Origin of the sequence: Neobacillus sp. KR4-4 (assembly GCF_042136325.1) — a bacterium.
Taxonomy (GTDB): Bacteria; Bacillota; Bacilli; order Bacillales; family Cytobacillaceae; genus Neobacillus.
On record NZ_JBHHJU010000023.1, the window covers coordinates 24,076 to 39,498 of the forward strand.

16 protein-coding genes are annotated in these 15,423 nt (G+C 38.1%); 12 read left to right on the forward strand and 4 right to left on the reverse strand.

Annotation, left to right across the window (positions count from 1 at the left end):
• Positions 1 to 28 precede the first annotated feature (28 nt).
• From ACE198_RS20125 to dmpG, 5 genes are all read left to right on the forward strand, one after another.
• Positions 29 to 1,498 carry a protein adenylyltransferase SelO gene (locus ACE198_RS20125; protein ID WP_375376825.1) on the forward strand — a complete coding sequence of 490 codons (1,470 nt, stop codon included), beginning with the start codon at positions 29 to 31 and terminating at the stop codon, positions 1,496 to 1,498.
• A gap of 99 nt (positions 1,499 to 1,597) precedes the next feature.
• Positions 1,598 to 1,867 carry an iron-sulfur cluster biosynthesis family protein gene (locus ACE198_RS20130; protein WP_251459127.1) on the forward strand — a complete coding sequence of 90 codons (270 nt, stop codon included), beginning with the start codon at positions 1,598 to 1,600 and terminating at the stop codon, positions 1,865 to 1,867.
• A 173-nt stretch (positions 1,868 to 2,040) separates the two neighbouring features.
• Positions 2,041 to 2,817, forward strand: coding sequence for an IclR family transcriptional regulator (locus ACE198_RS20135; RefSeq protein WP_375376826.1), 777 nt, complete (start codon positions 2,041 to 2,043; stop codon positions 2,815 to 2,817).
• 50 nt (positions 2,818 to 2,867) lie between these two features.
• Positions 2,868 to 3,755, forward strand: coding sequence for an acetaldehyde dehydrogenase (acetylating) (locus ACE198_RS20140; protein WP_251459123.1), 888 nt, complete (start codon positions 2,868 to 2,870; stop codon positions 3,753 to 3,755).
• A 22-nt stretch (positions 3,756 to 3,777) separates the two neighbouring features.
• Complete coding sequence (dmpG, locus tag ACE198_RS20145; RefSeq protein WP_375376827.1) at positions 3,778 to 4,806, forward strand: 4-hydroxy-2-oxovalerate aldolase; 1,029 nt, start codon at positions 3,778 to 3,780, stop codon at positions 4,804 to 4,806.
• Between the two features lie 144 nt (positions 4,807 to 4,950).
• On the opposite strand, the gene ACE198_RS20150 is transcribed toward dmpG, so the two are convergent.
• Positions 4,951 to 5,397: a MarR family winged helix-turn-helix transcriptional regulator gene (locus ACE198_RS20150; protein WP_375376828.1), complete on the reverse strand. Its 447-nt coding sequence runs from the start codon at positions 5,395 to 5,397 to the stop codon at positions 4,951 to 4,953.
• Between the two features lie 23 nt (positions 5,398 to 5,420).
• Entirely contained in the window at positions 5,421 to 5,900 is a 480-nt protein-coding gene (locus ACE198_RS20155) for a glutathione peroxidase (RefSeq protein WP_251459119.1), read from the reverse strand.
• Positions 5,901 to 6,063: 163 nt separating this feature from the next.
• Here ACE198_RS20155 and ACE198_RS20160 point away from each other — a divergent pair, with 163 nt between their 5' ends.
• The 3 genes from ACE198_RS20160 to ACE198_RS20170 all read left to right on the forward strand — a co-directional run bounded on the left by ACE198_RS20160 (position 6,064) and on the right by ACE198_RS20170 (position 7,513).
• Positions 6,064 to 6,288 (forward strand): hypothetical protein, encoded by a 225-nt coding sequence (locus tag ACE198_RS20160; RefSeq protein WP_098576268.1) that lies wholly within the window; start codon positions 6,064 to 6,066, stop codon positions 6,286 to 6,288.
• A gap of 150 nt (positions 6,289 to 6,438) precedes the next feature.
• Complete coding sequence (locus tag ACE198_RS20165; protein ID WP_098576267.1) at positions 6,439 to 6,849, forward strand: VWA-like domain-containing protein; 411 nt, start codon at positions 6,439 to 6,441, stop codon at positions 6,847 to 6,849.
• A 55-nt stretch (positions 6,850 to 6,904) separates the two neighbouring features.
• A complete protein-coding gene (locus tag ACE198_RS20170) occupies positions 6,905 to 7,513 on the forward strand; it encodes a methyltransferase (protein ID WP_098576266.1) in 609 nt (202 codons plus the stop codon).
• Here ACE198_RS20170 and ACE198_RS20175 read toward each other — a convergent pair.
• Together ACE198_RS20175 and ACE198_RS20180 are read right to left on the reverse strand one after the other, a co-directional pair.
• Positions 7,495 to 8,577, reverse strand: coding sequence for a GIY-YIG nuclease family protein (locus tag ACE198_RS20175; RefSeq protein WP_375376829.1), 1,083 nt, complete (start codon positions 8,575 to 8,577; stop codon positions 7,495 to 7,497). The genes ACE198_RS20170 and ACE198_RS20175 overlap by 19 nt on opposite strands.
• A gap of 69 nt (positions 8,578 to 8,646) precedes the next feature.
• Positions 8,647 to 10,131: a peptide MFS transporter gene (locus ACE198_RS20180; protein ID WP_375376830.1), complete on the reverse strand. Its 1,485-nt coding sequence runs from the start codon at positions 10,129 to 10,131 to the stop codon at positions 8,647 to 8,649.
• Positions 10,132 to 10,541: 410 nt separating this feature from the next.
• Here ACE198_RS20180 and ACE198_RS20185 point away from each other — a divergent pair, with 410 nt between their 5' ends.
• The 4 genes from ACE198_RS20185 to ACE198_RS20200 all read left to right on the forward strand — a co-directional run bounded on the left by ACE198_RS20185 (position 10,542) and on the right by ACE198_RS20200 (position 15,355).
• The gene (locus ACE198_RS20185) at positions 10,542 to 11,306 is read left to right on the forward strand and encodes a MerR family transcriptional regulator (RefSeq protein ID WP_375376831.1); all 765 of its coding nucleotides are present in this window, start codon (positions 10,542 to 10,544) and stop codon (positions 11,304 to 11,306) included.
• Between the two features lie 417 nt (positions 11,307 to 11,723).
• On the forward strand, positions 11,724 to 12,737 hold the full coding sequence (locus ACE198_RS20190) for an ABC transporter ATP-binding protein (RefSeq protein WP_098576263.1): 1,014 nt from the start codon (positions 11,724 to 11,726) through the stop codon (positions 12,735 to 12,737).
• A complete protein-coding gene (locus tag ACE198_RS20195) occupies positions 12,718 to 13,686 on the forward strand; it encodes an ABC transporter ATP-binding protein (protein ID WP_251459109.1) in 969 nt (322 codons plus the stop codon). The genes ACE198_RS20190 and ACE198_RS20195 overlap by 20 nt, the downstream gene beginning before the upstream one ends.
• A 52-nt stretch (positions 13,687 to 13,738) precedes the next feature.
• Positions 13,739 to 15,355, forward strand: coding sequence for an ABC transporter substrate-binding protein (locus ACE198_RS20200; RefSeq protein ID WP_251459107.1), 1,617 nt, complete (start codon positions 13,739 to 13,741; stop codon positions 15,353 to 15,355).
• The last annotated feature ends 68 nt before the right edge of the window (positions 15,356 to 15,423 follow it).

Sequence of the window (15,423 nt, forward strand, 5' to 3'; positions counted from 1 at the left end):
ATAAATAGAAACATGAAAGGGGGATACGATGGCAACAGAAAAAGTAGATATTGGCTGGAACTTTGATAACAGTTATTCCCGGCTTCCTGACATATTTTTTACCAGGACTGAACCAACACCAGTGCGATCACCGGAGTTGATTATACTAAACCGTCCACTGGCAGCTGACTTAGGTTTGAATGCGCTGGCACTGGAAAGCGAAGCTGGCGTTGCCATGTTTGCGGGCAACCAGATATCAGACGGAGCAATGCCTCTTGCCCAAGCATATGCAGGACATCAATTTGGGCATTTTACGAAATTAGGCGATGGCCGGGCTATTTTGCTTGGAGAACAAATAACTCCAAAAGGGGAACGAATTGATATTCAACTCAAGGGTCCAGGAAGGACACCGTACTCCCGCGGAGGAGATGGTCGAGCGGCACTCGGACCGATGCTGCGCGAATACATTATCAGCGAAAGCATGCATGCGCTTGGGATACCAACTACCCGTAGTCTAGCAGTTGTGACAACAGGAGAGCCAGTATACCGCGAAAGTACCTTACCTGGTGCCGTTTTGACACGTATAGCCTCCAGTCATCTTCGCGTCGGTACTTTTCAATTTGCTGCGAAATGGGGAACGGTCGAAGAACTTCGGGCGCTTGCTGATTATGCACTGAATCGGCACTATCCAGATGTTGAAACGGATGAGAATCGATATCTTGCCTTGCTCCAGGCGGTGATTAAACAACAGGCAGCGTTAGTTGCTAAATGGCAGCTAGCAGGCTTCATCCATGGTGTCATGAATACCGATAACATGACGATTAGTGGTGAAACCATCGATTATGGGCCTTGTGCCTTTATGGATACGTATGACCCAGCAACAGTATTTAGTTCCATTGATACTCAAGGCCGCTATGCTTATGGCAATCAGCCGTATATTGCCGGTTGGAATCTCGCCCGATTTGCAGAAACGCTTTTGCCGCTCCTGCATGATAATCAGGAACAGGCTGTCAAACTAGCACAGGATGAAATTTCAAAATATATGGAGTTGTATCAAAGCAATTGGCTTTCTGGGATGAGAGCAAAATTAGGGATATTTAATGTAGAGGATGAGGACGCAGCCATTGTGGAAAACCTCCTCAGAATAATGGAGAAGCATAAGGCAGATTATACTAACACGTTCAGAGCCTTAACCATTGAAAGACCGGATGAGACGCTCTTGGTGGAGAGACCAGAATTTAAAGAGTGGATTCAGCAATGGCAGGCACGACTTGGCAGACAGCAGGAATCAATTGCTGATTCTCATCAGTTAATGCGTAACAGCAATCCTGCAGTAATACCACGTAATCACCGGGTGGAAGCTGCACTCGATGCTGCCGTGGATCAAGAAGACTACAGTGTAATGGAGAAGCTGCTAGATGTCCTTTCAACCCCATACGAGCATTCATCTGAACAAGATGAATACTGTAAACTCCCTGCGCAATCAAACCAACCTTACCGAACATATTGTGGTACTTAATGAATCGGGTAATTTACTAGAAGTACAAGATAATGCTATCCTTTATACGGGCAGCATTATTTTTGTGCATCCGTATTTAAGGAAGACAGGGGTGGTTTCGTGTTTAGATTAACTGAAAATGCAAAAGCCGAACTACAAGATAGAATAACGGTAGCTGGCTCAAATCAATTGATACGCTTGCAAATGCGAAAAAGTTGTTTTATGAAAGTAAAAGTGACATTGGAAGAAACAATTCAGTCTAATGATACAGAAATTACTAAGGATGGGCTCCATTTTATCATTGATAATGCTGAGTGCCATTATTTCAATCACAAAACATTAGATTATATCTCGGATACCACTGGTTTTAAACAATTTGATATTCTGTAAAAAAGCCTGATTTCTATTAGAAATCAGGCTCTTTTTTTAATATGTCAAAGGTAAATGAAACCCTTTAACTAAATATTTAAAAGATTGACAGAATAATGAACGAGAGTTACTATTAAATTATCCTTAATAAATACGAACGACATTCGATAATGTCGAACGAGGGGAGGGTGGACGTGTCAGAACGCTTAATTCAATCTGTTGAAAGAGCTGCTGATATCATTGAATTATTTTTGGTAACTAAACCAGAACTAAGTATCAAAGAGATTAGTGAGCATTTAAATTTATCAAAAAGTACAGTTCACGGAATCATCAAGACCTTAGAACATAGAGGTTATCTTCAACAAAATCTTGAAGATTCAAAGTATAAGCCGGGGCTCAAACTATTTGAGCTTGGCAATTTTGTCGGGAAAAATCTTGATATTGCGAAAGTTGCAAAGCCAATAATTAGAGAGTTAGTCGATGAACTAAATGAAACCGTTCACTTAGTTTCCTTACAACGAGATGAAATTATTTACATTGAAAAGTTAGAAGGACAAAGTGCCCTTACTATTTATTCGCAAATTGGAAAAAGAGCTCCCTTCCATAGTACTGGGGTAGGGAAGTCAATCCTTGCTCATTTAAACGAAAATGAGGTAAATAGAATCTTATCATCAATCACTTTGGAATCATTTACGAAACACACAATGACAAATATCGATGAGATTAAAGAGCAGTTACATACCATTCGTGAGCAAGGTTATGCGGTTGATGATGAGGAAATTGAGTTAGGGTTGAAATGTATTGCAGCTCCAATTTTTAATCATCAAGGTAATGTAATCGCTTCAATTAGCTGTGCTGCACCTAAAATGAGACTTGATGAACATAAGCTGCCACAAGTAATAGCTGGAATTAGAAGGGCTGCAGCTGAGATCTCAAATCGTTTAGGTTATCAAGGTAAAAGCATCTTATAGAAACCTAGATAGAAATAATTTATACAATATTTTTTAGGAGGAGAATTAATTTGTCAAAAGTAAAAGTTGCCGTACTTGGCTCAGGAAACATTGGTACAGATTTAATGATTAAACTGGGACGCTCGGAATTTTTAGAGTTAACAGCAGTAATTGGAATTGACCCGCAATCAGACGGTTTACGCCGTGCAAGGGAATTAGGTTATGCAGGGGTTGATACAGGAATTGATGGATTCCTTGCAGATCCAACTTTAAAAGCTGACATCGTATTTGATGCCACATCTGCCAAAGCGCATCTCTACAATGCAAAGGTATTAAAAGAGGCTGGTATAAAAGTCATTGATATGACTCCTGCTGCAGTTGGTCCATATGTATGTGCTGCTGTTAATACTGATGAACATTTAGATAAAGATAATATCAATTTGATTACTTGTGGCGGTCAGGCCACTATTCCAATGGTTCACGCAGTAAACCGCGTGGCTCCTGTAGAATACGCAGAGATTGTCGCGACAATTGCTAGCTTGAGTGCTGGCCCTGGAACACGTGCCAATATCGATGAATTTACAGAAACAACTTCTCGTGCAATTGCAGAAGTTGGCGGTGCCAAAAAAGGGAAGGCAATCATGATTTTAAATCCTGCAGAACCGCCAATTATGATGCGTGATACAGTTTACACTCTTGTAGAAGAAGGGAAAATGGATGAAGAGGCAATTAGAAAATCTATTGCTGACATGGAAAAAGTAGTTCAAGCATTTGTTCCTGGTTATCGCCTTCGCACGGAACCTATTTTTGAGGGAAATAAGGTTACCATATTCCTAGAGGTTGAAGGTGCTGGTGATTACTTGCCTGTATATGCAGGAAATTTAGATATCATGACATCAGCAGGCGTTAAAATTGCTGAAGCATTTGCTAAAAAACTATTAACGAAAGAAACAGTTTGAGCTGTAGAAAGGGGAAATAATAATGACAAATGAAAGAGATATTCTTATCACAGAGGTAGCCTTACGCGATGGAAGCCATGCCATCAATCATCAATATACAGTTGATCAAGTACTTAATATTGCCAAAGCATTGAATGATGCAAACGTCCCTTTTATTGAAGTATCACATGGTGACGGACTAGCAGGATCTTCGTTACAATATGGACGTTCTCGTACAAACGAAATGGAATTAATCGAAGCTGCAGTATCTGTTGCAGATAAATCCAAAATTGCTGTTCTTCTTTTGCCAGGAATCGGTACACTGCATGAATTAAAAGAAGCCGCAAATTTAGGAGCTAAAATGGCACGGATTGCAACACATGTTACAGAAGCCGATGTAGCACCACAACATATTGCCTATGCAAAAGAATTAGGAATGGAAACAGTTGGATTCTTAATGATGAACCATATGGCGCCAGTTGCGAAATTAGTAGAACAAGCAAAACTTATGGAAAGCTATGGAGCAGATACTGTTTATGTGGTTGACTCTGCGGGTTACTTACTTCCTGACCAAGTCAGGGAACGTATTCGTGCTCTTAAACAATCAATTGGCGTGAATGTTGGTTTCCATGGTCATAACAATCTATCTCTTGCGATGGCTAACACTCTTGCAGCCATTGAAGAGGGTGCTACCCGGATTGACGGCAGTGTACGCTGCTTAGGAGCTGGTGCAGGAAATACACAAACAGAAGTACTAGTTGCAGTTTGTGAACGGATGGGAATCAAAACTGGAGTAGATTTATATAAAATGATGGACTTGGCCGAGGATATTGTGGCTCCAATTTTACAAGTGCCACAGGAAATTACAAAGGACAGCCTAACTCTAGGATATGCGGGTGTATACTCAAGCTTTGCGCTCCATGCAAAACGGGCTGCAGCAAAATTTGGTGTTGATTCACGTGATATTTTAATAGAATTAGGTAAGCGTAAAGTGGTTGGCGGTCAAGAGGATATGATTGTTGAAGTGGCAGCAGAAATTGCAAAAAACAAGCCAAAAACAGTCTTAGTGTAAAACTCTAGGCCCACTAAAAAGAGATTAATAGAATTGAGTTTTTGATGGAGGGGAAAGAACATCCCTTCGGAAAATATCTTCAATCAGATGAAATAGTACAAAAAACAACACTTTAAAATTGAGTGTTGTTTTTTGTATGTGGTTTTAATTACTCGCAATGTTCTCGATTTTCAACTTACTATGCAATTGATTCAGCCGTTCCATCAATTGTTTATATTCCTCGAGTTCAATATGACAGGATTGTATTTTGTCACTGATTGTATTTGTTATAGCTTGCTTTTTTTCATAAGCTTTCTTTTCTAAGTAAATAAAGACCCTTCGTTCATCTACTGTTGAACGTTCTTTTCGAAGCCAACCATTTGCCTCCATTCTTGTAAGCATTGGAGTCAATGTTCCAGTCCCTAGACTCAATTTTTCTCCTATGTCTTTGACCGAAACACCATCATTTTCCCATAATGCTAATAGAACCAAGTATTGAGGGTAGGTTAAGCTATAGGGCTGAAGTGCACTAGAATATAATTTATTGAATTCACTTGCTGTTTCGTATACAGCAAAGCAAAGTTGGTTTTTTAATACCATGAAGTCTTCCATGCTGATCACCTTACTTTAAATAATTATGACAATAATTTTTTAATATCTTTCTCAATCTTGCTTGGTTCAGTCGTAGGGGCATAGCGCTCAATTACCTGACCATTAGGATCGACTAAAAATTTTGTGAAATTCCATTTAATATTTTTAGTAAGTGTACCCGGCTTCTGGCTTTTTAAATAAGTAAATAGCGGATCGGCATTAGCGCCATTAACATCAATTTTCGCAAATATTGGAAACGTTACACCGTAATTTAGTTGACAAAACTGGGTGGTTTCTTCAATGTCGGCGAATTCTTGATTGTTGAATTGGTCACATGGAAAGCCTAAAATCTCCAAACCATCCTCTTTATATTTTTCATATAATTCCTGAAGTCCTTTGAATTGGGGTGTCAAACCACATTTGCTAGCAGTATTCACAATCAGTAATGGTTTACCCTCATAATCCATTATTGATTTTTCCTTACCATTTGTCATTTTTACATTAAAGTCATAAACTGTTGTCATTTAGCTTCCCCCTTAATATTAGGATTCATTTGTTTGAAAATATGTCGCCTACGATTTAATCTTACACGATTTAATTGTGTGTGGCAAGTTTAAGTTATTATTTATCAGTTGGATATCTCGAAATAGAAAGGAGAACGATAAAGGTGAAAAGGAGGTTTTTCAAATGGGGTTTAATATGTTAAATGGTAAGAATGAAGAAAAGGAAGTACTAAAAGACGTTCTTGTTGAGGCAATTGAAACAGAAGAAGATTTAATGCGGACCTATCTAATAACCGCAGAGCGAATTCATGATGATGATGAGCTAAAGGAACGTCTCGAGAATTTCGCAGAAGGAAATGCAAAACGAACCAAGCAGCTGATTGATGAGCTAAATGAAAACAAGGAATAAATAAGTATAAGCACATTTAGGGCAGACCAAGAAGGCCATTTTCTTATCCTGCACCTTCTTACTGATTACCGCTATTATCCAATCATAACCACCTTGTTATTAAACCAAAATAAGATGGTTCACTTATTCATTCCAAAGGAGTTGGTTGTGTTGAAATGGCACAAAACGATACTATCAATGATTCAACAGCGTCAGGATAAAAAGGTAGCACTGGCTGTTGACACTTCTACGAATGAAGCCCCAAGCATTTTAATCAATAACATAGTAAAACTGTTTGAACAAGTTAAACCGGATACCATATTAGTCCAAGCAGATTTTAAAATTAGAAGTACCACCCCCATTAAAAGTGATACAATTAAATACCATACACATGGGAAATCTTCATATACTTTGGTACTTGAGTGGGCAAAAGAAGAGAATATTGATACACTGTTTTACATTACGGATGTAACTGGCTTTATTTCTGAAGATATTGAAGATGTTAGCTATGAAATGATTTGGCTTGTACCTGGTTCTATATTGCCAAGAGTTCCGTTTGGGAAAGCAATAAAGGTAGCGTAAAAAGAAATCCCTCACGTAAAAGTGGGGGATGACCTTGCCTGAATAGGAGTATCAGATGAAAGAATTTTATTATGATAAATTGATGGGGATAAAAACGGGAGGGGACCAAAAGGGATTTCATAAGTCATTTCATTACCATCGTTATGAGCCCACTCCTTATAGTGCGCTAGAAGAATTATTTACACACTATCAAGTAAGCCGCAAGGACCGAATCATTGACTTTGGGTGTGGCAAAGGACGATTAAACTTCTTTATCCATTATCATTTTCATGCAACAGTTATTGGAATTGAAATGAATAGGGATTTTTATCAGGAAGCAATTGAAAATCGAAAAAAATATCAAAAAATGACTCACTCTATTAATGATGATATTTTTTTTCATTGTTGTCTTGCGGAAGAGTATCAAATTGATTCCTTAGATAATCGTTTTTATTTTTTTAATCCTTTTTCCATTCAAATTTTTATGAAAATCATTAATAATATCTTAGTTTCGGTTGAAATGGAGAAACGGGATGTTGAAATTATTTTATATTATCCATCAGAGGATTATATTTATTATTTAGAAAATAACACCATGTTTGAATTAAATAAAGAAATTATTCTTCCTTACATTCATGAACATAACCCAAATGAGCGATTTTTAATCTATCGATTAACCATATAGGTTTGCATTAACTTGTATATTTGACCATCTAATTTAGAGGTATATGAGGGCTTAAGCAAATGTTCTGAAATAATAATATAAGTACAGTTGCTTCCTTTTAAATAGCTATAGATAATCTGAGCGGCATCAATTTCATCTCGGCTAAGTTTATTAAAAGAATTATTTGCTGTTGCTTTAAAAATAGTTAATATACTGTTCTTAATGGTTTTATGAACAGATTCTGGATCGGACCAGTTAAACTTTTCTGAGAAAAGAATTTTGTTTTTCTGAATCAGGAATAGTTTATAAGTCCTGTCTGTTAATGGGGCAATAACAGCAATCTTTTTATTACTTCCCGTAAATTCAATGACTTTTTCTTTATTAAGAAGTGAGTGGATGGCATTCAAGGTATCTCTATACTTTCCCGCCGCTTCGAAATCAAATTTTTCAGAGGCTTCGATCATTTTTTGCTCCATAATGCTAAGTAGACTTGTATCAAAACCTTGTAGTAAAGCAATAATTTTGTTCATTCTTTCATTGTACTCAATGAGTGCTGCCCCTCCCATACACATCCCGAGACATAAACCTAAGGAATAGTTTAAACATGGAGTATTCTTGTTAGAAGGGCTGCTGCAGTTCACCTTATAGAAGTCTTTCATCCCTAGTAGCGCCTTTTCTACTGAATTTTTGCTTTTATATGGGCCAAAATAAAGACTATCGGGCTTATCTGCGTCTTTACAAATTTCTATTCTTTGGTACTCTCCATCCCTGTCAATTCTGATGTAGATATAGGATTGAGGATTTTTCATCATCCGATTAAAAATAGGCTTCATTTCCCTTATTAATTCACATTCGAGCATAAAGGCTTCAAATTCTGTATCAGTAAGGATATAGTCGAAATCCTTTAAGCTGGCTTTCAGCTTGATGATTTTTTGTGTATGGGCCTTTGAATTTTGGAAGTATGAGCGCACGCGATTTTTAAGATTTTTTGCCTTACCCACATAAATAATTTGTCCATTGGAGTCCTTCATTAAATACACACCAGGGGTAGAAGGAAGGTGTTTTACTTTATCCTTTAAGTACATACAATAACCTCCTATCACTATATATCTTATCACAAATAAAAAAGGTGCCGTTTGGCACCTTTTTTATTATTACTTGATCCCTTTCATGAAACCTTGAATCTTAGGTGATAACATTAATAGGATAATACCTAGGGCGATGGACGCTCCGCCAATCACACCAAAGTAGGTCATTTCTGTTTCAGGGGTGTAGAATTTAACAACTTGTGCATTCAATGCTTGTGCAGCAGCACTTGCTAGGAACCATAAGCTCATTGTTTGTGCTGAGAATGCTGCAGGTGCTAATTTAGTTGTTGCAGATAGTCCTACTGGTGATAAACATAACTCACCAAATACAACGATTAAATAACTAAGAACAAGCCATAGTGGACTTACTAAAGAATCCGTACCTCCCAAATAAGCCGGGATAAGAATAACTAGGAATGACAAACCAGCAAATAATAATGATAATGAGAACTTTTGTGGAATCGATGGCTGACGCTTACCTAATTTAACCCAGATCCAAGCAAACACTGGTGCAAAGATGATAATGAATAATGGGTTTAAAGATTGGAACCATGCTGGTGAAATCTTAATTCCCATCCAGTCTAATTGAGTCCGCTTATCCGCATAATTGGCAAGGATGGTTGAGCCTTGTTCTTGAATGGCCCAGAACATAACCGCTGCAATAAATAACGGAATATAGGCAATAATTCTTGAACGTTCAACTGTAGTAGTTTTAGGACTGCGATACATGACAACGAAATAAATCGTTGGGATTAAGATTCCAAGGAAAGTGACAATATTAATAAAGCTAGCAAAAGTTAAAAGACCGTTTGGAATTAATACGGCACATAGAACAGCAAGAATAATTACTGCTAGTCCAATAATGGTGAAAACCTTTTTCTTTTCTGCAGGAGCCAGTGGATTCGCCACCATCGTTCCAGCAAGGCCAAGATTTTTTTTCTTTGTTACACTAAACACGACTAACCCTAAGAACATACCTACTGCTGCAATCGAAAAACCGATGTGGAAGTTGCTTATCGACCCAACGATTAATGGAGATATGAATGCGCCTAGGTTAATACTCATGTAGTAAATAGTAAATCCTGCATCACGACGTTCGTCTTTTTCGCTATATAATTCACCTACAGCGGAAGAAACATTCGGCTTAAGCATCCCAGTACCTAGGACAATCAATACCATGGATACAAAGAACATAGCAACACTGCCAGGAACAGCAAGCGCTATATGTCCAAACATAATTAAGACTCCACCGTAGAACACGGCTTTCGAAGAACCGAAGATCCGGTCAGCCAGCCAGCCGCCAATGATTCCGGACATATAAACAAGTGATCCGTATATGGACATGATCGAAAGTGCAAGATTTTGATCAATGCCCAATCCGCCTTTAGAGACTTCGTAATACATATAGAAAACAAGGATGGCTCTCATTCCATAGTACGAGAATCGCTCCCAGAATTCAGTAAAGAAAAGGGTAGATAGTCCTTTAGGATGTCCGAAAAATCCTGTTTGAGGTACACTATCCACAATTTTCTGTCTATTGATGTTTGACATGTTATTACCTCCCTTTATATTATATTATAATACTTTCTTAAGTTTTGAATTGTCAAAAACATTTTTTAGTAAAAGGAGTAAAAGAAAGTTGTAAACATTGATAATACTGAATTTTAACTAATTTAGATCGAAGAAGAAAGTTTTTTTAAAATAGTAAATACATTCAGAGAAGAGGGACTTTTCACTCTACTAGAGTGATAGATAATCCTTTATCTTTAATTTTGGTTAAAAAAGTGCAAACTATACTAATGAGAAAAAATCCTCCAAATTAATTGGGTGCCTGACACCAAAGATGGACAAATGTCCATCTTTGGTGTCAGGCACCTTTTTCTAAAAATATAGGCGATATTATGATTGACTTTGACGTTGCGTAAAGGTGTATTGTTAGTTTTACAAGGAGGTGAAAGCGGATGGAATATACTGTACAGAAGCTTGGGAGTCTAGCAGGAGTTAGCACCAGAACACTACGGTATTATGATGAAATAGGGATTCTTAAGCCGGCAAGAATAAATTCATCAGGATATCGAATCTATGGGCAAGCAGAAGTGGATCGCCTGCAGCAAATCTTATTCTACAGGGAATTAGGAATTAGCTTAGAAAGCATCAAAGAAATCGTAACGGCTCCTTCTTTTGACGGGGCAGCTGCACTGAAAGAGCATCGAAAAAAACTCCTTGAGAAAAAGGAACAATTAGAATTGTTAATCGCAAATGTGGATAAGACAATTGCAGTAACGGAAGGGAGAATGAAAATGTCAAATAAAGAGAAGTTTGAGGGCTTTAAGAAAAAAATGGTGGATGAAAATGAAGAAAGATATGGAAAAGAGATTCGTGAAAAGTATGGGGATGATACTGTAAATAAATCCAATGCAAAACTTCAAAATATGACACAAGAGCAATATGAGGAGGTTACTAAGTTAGCTGAACTGATAACAGAAACACTAGCTGAGGCTTATAAAACAGGAGACCCTGCCGGAGATTTAGCTCAAAAAGCTGCTGATCTTCATAAACAATGGTTATGCTGCTATTGGAATGAATATAATAAGGAAGCTCATGCAGGTCTTGCACAAATGTACGTGGATGATGAAAGATTTACCGCCTATTATGATAAAGAACAGCCCGGTACGGCAGCGTTTCTAAGAGATGCCATTCATATTTATACCGGTAAGAAAAAATAATTTTTATAAAAGAAACAGGAGCTATATAAACTATGGGCACAAAAGTTGAGTATAAGAAAACGTATAAGCACATTTACCTGCCAAAAACTGTCCCTGTAATTATTGATGTACCAAAGATATTATTAAGATTCCCTGTAAGACAGCAATAGTCTTGCAGGGTTTTTTATTAATTTTTAGGATCTTTTAGTATTTTAGTATTTAAATTTAGAGTTTTGGCAAAAAAAGCCAAATCTACTTTATTGCATCGACGCGGCTCTGTAGAACTGGAATCTTTTGAACTTTTTTCACGTAATTGACAAATATGGATCGTACCACTAAAGTTATATATGTCATAATTATTTTAAAATTTACTATATTGTTATACTTCTGATAAATAAGAAAACATAAACACATACGAATGAACAGGAAGGTGTAAATGTGGAAAAGGATCCTATTCTTCGAATTAAAGACTTAAAGGTGTCATTTCAGTCAGGGAAGAAATTCGTTCCAGCTGTAGATGGTATCAGCTTTGATTTAAGAGATGGCGAAATACTAGGGATTGTAGGTGAATCTGGTAGTGGTAAAAGTGTTACTTCACTAACAGCCATGGGGCTGATTCCTACACCACCCGGGAAAATCGAGAATGGCGAAATTATTTTCGAAGGAAAAGACTTGAAAAATATATCTGAAAAAGAGTGGCGCAACATCCGCGGGAATCAGATTTCAATGATTTTCCAAGAACCCATGACATCATTAAATCCGCTCTTTACGATTGGCAATCAATTAATTGAAGCGATTCGCTTACATACAGACCTTTCAAAAAAAGAAGCAATGGCACGAAGTATTGAATTATTAAAGCTTGTTGGAATCCCAAGGGCAGAAGGAATAATTAAAGACCATCCTCACCAGCTTTCGGGCGGAATGAGACAGCGGGTTATGATTGCCATGGCAATGGCCTGCAATCCAAGGGTATTGATTGCGGACGAGCCAACAACAGCACTCGATGTGACAATTCAAGCACAGATCCTAGCATTGATGAAGGATTTAAATAGGAAGACAAATACAACGATCATTCTCATTACCCATGATTTAGGTGTTGTGGCTGAAATTTGTGAACGCGTCATTGTCATGTATGCTGGGCAAATCGTGGAGCAGGGTGATGTTAGAACGATTCTCAAAAATCCACAGCATCCTTATACGAAGGGCCTGTTAAAATCTGTACCCGATTTAAGAGGGAAAACAGAACGGCTGTATAGTATTCCGGGTGCAGTCCCAACTCCAGGGACGATTCATAAGGGATGTCGATTCGCGGCAAGATGCACAGAGACATTCACTAAATGCCAAGAAGAAACACCGGATTTATTTAAAACGGAAAAAGACGGACATGTTGTGCGCTGTTTCCTACATACATTGGAGAAGGAGAGTGACAACCATGTCAGAATTACTTCTTGAAGTTAATGGTTTAAAAAAGTACTTTCCGATTACAGGCGGCCTGTTTGGAAGGAAACAAGGAGAGGTCAAAGCGGTTGACGATGTATCTTTTTACGTTAAAAAAGGAGAGACATTGGGCATTGTTGGTGAAAGCGGCTGCGGTAAATCTACCACCGGCCGGCTCCTTATGCGCTTGATTGAAGCTAGCGACGGAAAGATTGTCTTTGAAGATAAAGAGATTACTAGTATGTCAAAAGCGGAATTAAGAAAAACGCGCCGGGATATCCAAATGGTTTTCCAGGATCCTTATGCATCGCTTAATCCAAGACATTCTATCGAACAGATTTTAGAAGAGCCTTTGATTGTTCATGGAATTGGGACAAAGGAGGAACGTAATAAGCAAGTGAGAGACATGCTTGAAGTCGTAGGCTTAAGCAGCTATCATGCCAAAAGATATCCCCACCAATTCAGTGGCGGTCAGCGTCAGCGGATTGGAATTGCAAAAGCGTTAATGACGAAACCGAAACTGATTATTGCAGATGAGCCTGTGTCAGCACTCGATGTGTCCATTCAAGCCCAGGTTCTCAATCTGATGAAGGATATTCAAAAAGAATTCCAGCTTACATACATTTTTATCGCTCATGATTTAGGAGTTGTACGCCATATTAGTGATCGCGTAGGCGTGATGTACTTAGGAAGATTAATAGAGTTAGCTGAAAGTGAGGAGCTTTACGAGAATCCAAAGCATCCATATACAAAAGCACTACTTTCAGCTGTACCAATACCAGATCCAGATATTAAGAGGGAAACTATTTTAATTGAAGGAGAACTTCCCAGTCCAGCAAATCCTCCTTCAGGCTGTGCCTTTCATACACGCTGCTCACAGGTGATGGATATTTGTAAAAATACTAGACCAGCGGAACAAAACCTGAACGGTCATTTTGTCGCATGTCACTTATATAACAAGTGATTTGCTGCATTTATGATAAAGAAAACAAAAATATAGGGGGTTAAAAAAGCTTATGAAGAAGAAATCTTTTAAACTGCTATTGATTTCTCTACTAGCCATCAGTATGTTTTTAGTTGGCTGCAGCAGCAAAACGAATGAAGAAGCAGGCGGCAAGAAAGATCCTGCCACAAGTGGCGGAGCGAAAAAGGATACTCTAGTATATGGCCGTGGTGGAGATTCTACATCACTAGATCCAATTACAACAACTGAAGGCGAAGCATTTAAAGTAACAGAAAACATTTTTGAAACATTAATCCAATATGGTGATCAAGATACCACAATTAATCCAGGTCTTGCTGAATCGTGGGAAGTGACACCTGATGGCTTAACTTACACCTTCAAGCTTCGTCAAGGCGTTAAGTTCCATGATGGTACTGATTTTAATGCAGATGCGGTTGTTTTTAACTTTGATCGCTGGATGAATGGAGATGCCGATAAATATCCTTATTACACTATGTTTGGTGGTTATAAAAAGGATGAGGGCCATGTAATTAAAGAAGTAAAAGCCCTAGATGCCAATACGGTTCAATTTGTACTAAAACGTCCACAGGCTCCATTTTTAAAGAATCTAGCAATGTCTCCGTTTGGAATTGCAAGCCCTGCAGCTGTTGAAAAATACGGTGACAAGTTTAGACAAAATCCAGTTGGTACGGGTCCATTTAAATTTGTAGAGTGGAAAGAAAACGATACTATTACACTTGAAAAGAACCCTGACTATTGGCAAGAAGGCCTGCCTAAGTTAAACAAAGTTATTTTCCGTGTGATTCCTGAAAATACTGCACGTCTGAACGCTCTTGCTAATGGTGAGATTGACGTAATGGATGGACTAAATAATTCAGATGAAGCTACGGTTAAAGGAAATGCTAACCTCCAAGTAATTGAACGTCCTTCTATGAACGTTGGTTATATCGGTTTAACAACTACTCGTAAACCATTTGATAACAAATTGGTTCGTCAAGCGATTAACTATGCTGTCGATAAAAAATCAATTATTGATGCATTTTATGGCGGGAAGGCTCTAGAGGCTGTTAATCCAATGCCTCCTTCCATCGAAGGCTACAATAAATCAGTTGAGCCATATCCATATGATCTAGAGAAAGCTAAAGCATTGTTGAAAGAAGCTGGATATGAAAAAGGATTTGAAATCGACTTATGGGCAATGCCTGTTGCTCGTCCTTATATGCCAGAAGCACAAAAAGTGGCTGAAGTTATTCAAGAGAGCCTAAGCAAAATCAACGTCAAAGCCAAAATCCAATCTGTGGACTGGGCTACTTACCTAGATAAAGCAGCAAAAGGTGAATTTGATATGTTCATGCTCGGCTGGACAGGTGATAATGGAGACCCTGATAACTTCTTATACACATTGCTTGATAAAGATAGTATTGGAAGTAACAACTATTCCCAATACAGCAATGACAAGTTACATGACGTCTTAATTAAAGCACAAACAGAAATAGATCAAGCTAAGCGTAATGCACTTTACGAAGAAGCACAAGTGATTATCCACGATGATGCTCCATGGGTACCACTTGTTCACTCTACACCGCTGTTAGCAGCAGGGAAAGATGTGGCCAATTACTTACCGCACCCAACTGGATCAGAAGCATTAACTAAAGTTGAATTTAAATAATCATGGCTGAAAGGGGAGGAATTTTAGCCTCCCCTTTTGTTAGCTATGCATATTCATAATTAATGAAG

What these genes read in the sequence shown, in the direction of transcription:
- ACE198_RS20200 (WP_251459107.1), top strand. Translation starts at nt 13,739, where the DNA reads ATGAAGAAGAAATCTTTTAAACTGCTATTGATTTCTCTACTAGCCATC.
- ACE198_RS20195 (WP_251459109.1), top strand. Translation starts at nt 12,718, where the DNA reads ATGTCAGAATTACTTCTTGAAGTTAATGGTTTAAAAAAGTACTTTCCG.
- ACE198_RS20160 (WP_098576268.1), top strand. Translation starts at nt 6,064, where the DNA reads ATGGGGTTTAATATGTTAAATGGTAAGAATGAAGAAAAGGAAGTACTA.
- ACE198_RS20170 (WP_098576266.1), top strand. Translation starts at nt 6,905, where the DNA reads ATGAAAGAATTTTATTATGATAAATTGATGGGGATAAAAACGGGAGGG.
- ACE198_RS20180 (WP_375376830.1), bottom strand. Translation starts at nt 10,131, where the DNA reads ATGTCAAACATCAATAGACAGAAAATTGTGGATAGTGTACCTCAAACA.
- ACE198_RS20175 (WP_375376829.1), bottom strand. Translation starts at nt 8,577, where the DNA reads ATGTACTTAAAGGATAAAGTAAAACACCTTCCTTCTACCCCTGGTGTG.
- dmpG (WP_375376827.1), top strand. Translation starts at nt 3,778, where the DNA reads ATGACAAATGAAAGAGATATTCTTATCACAGAGGTAGCCTTACGCGAT.
- ACE198_RS20155 (WP_251459119.1), bottom strand. Translation starts at nt 5,900, where the DNA reads ATGACAACAGTTTATGACTTTAATGTAAAAATGACAAATGGTAAGGAA.
- ACE198_RS20125 (WP_375376825.1), top strand. Translation starts at nt 29, where the DNA reads ATGGCAACAGAAAAAGTAGATATTGGCTGGAACTTTGATAACAGTTAT.
- ACE198_RS20185 (WP_375376831.1), top strand. Translation starts at nt 10,542, where the DNA reads ATGGAATATACTGTACAGAAGCTTGGGAGTCTAGCAGGAGTTAGCACC.
- ACE198_RS20150 (WP_375376828.1), bottom strand. Translation starts at nt 5,397, where the DNA reads ATGGAAGACTTCATGGTATTAAAAAACCAACTTTGCTTTGCTGTATAC.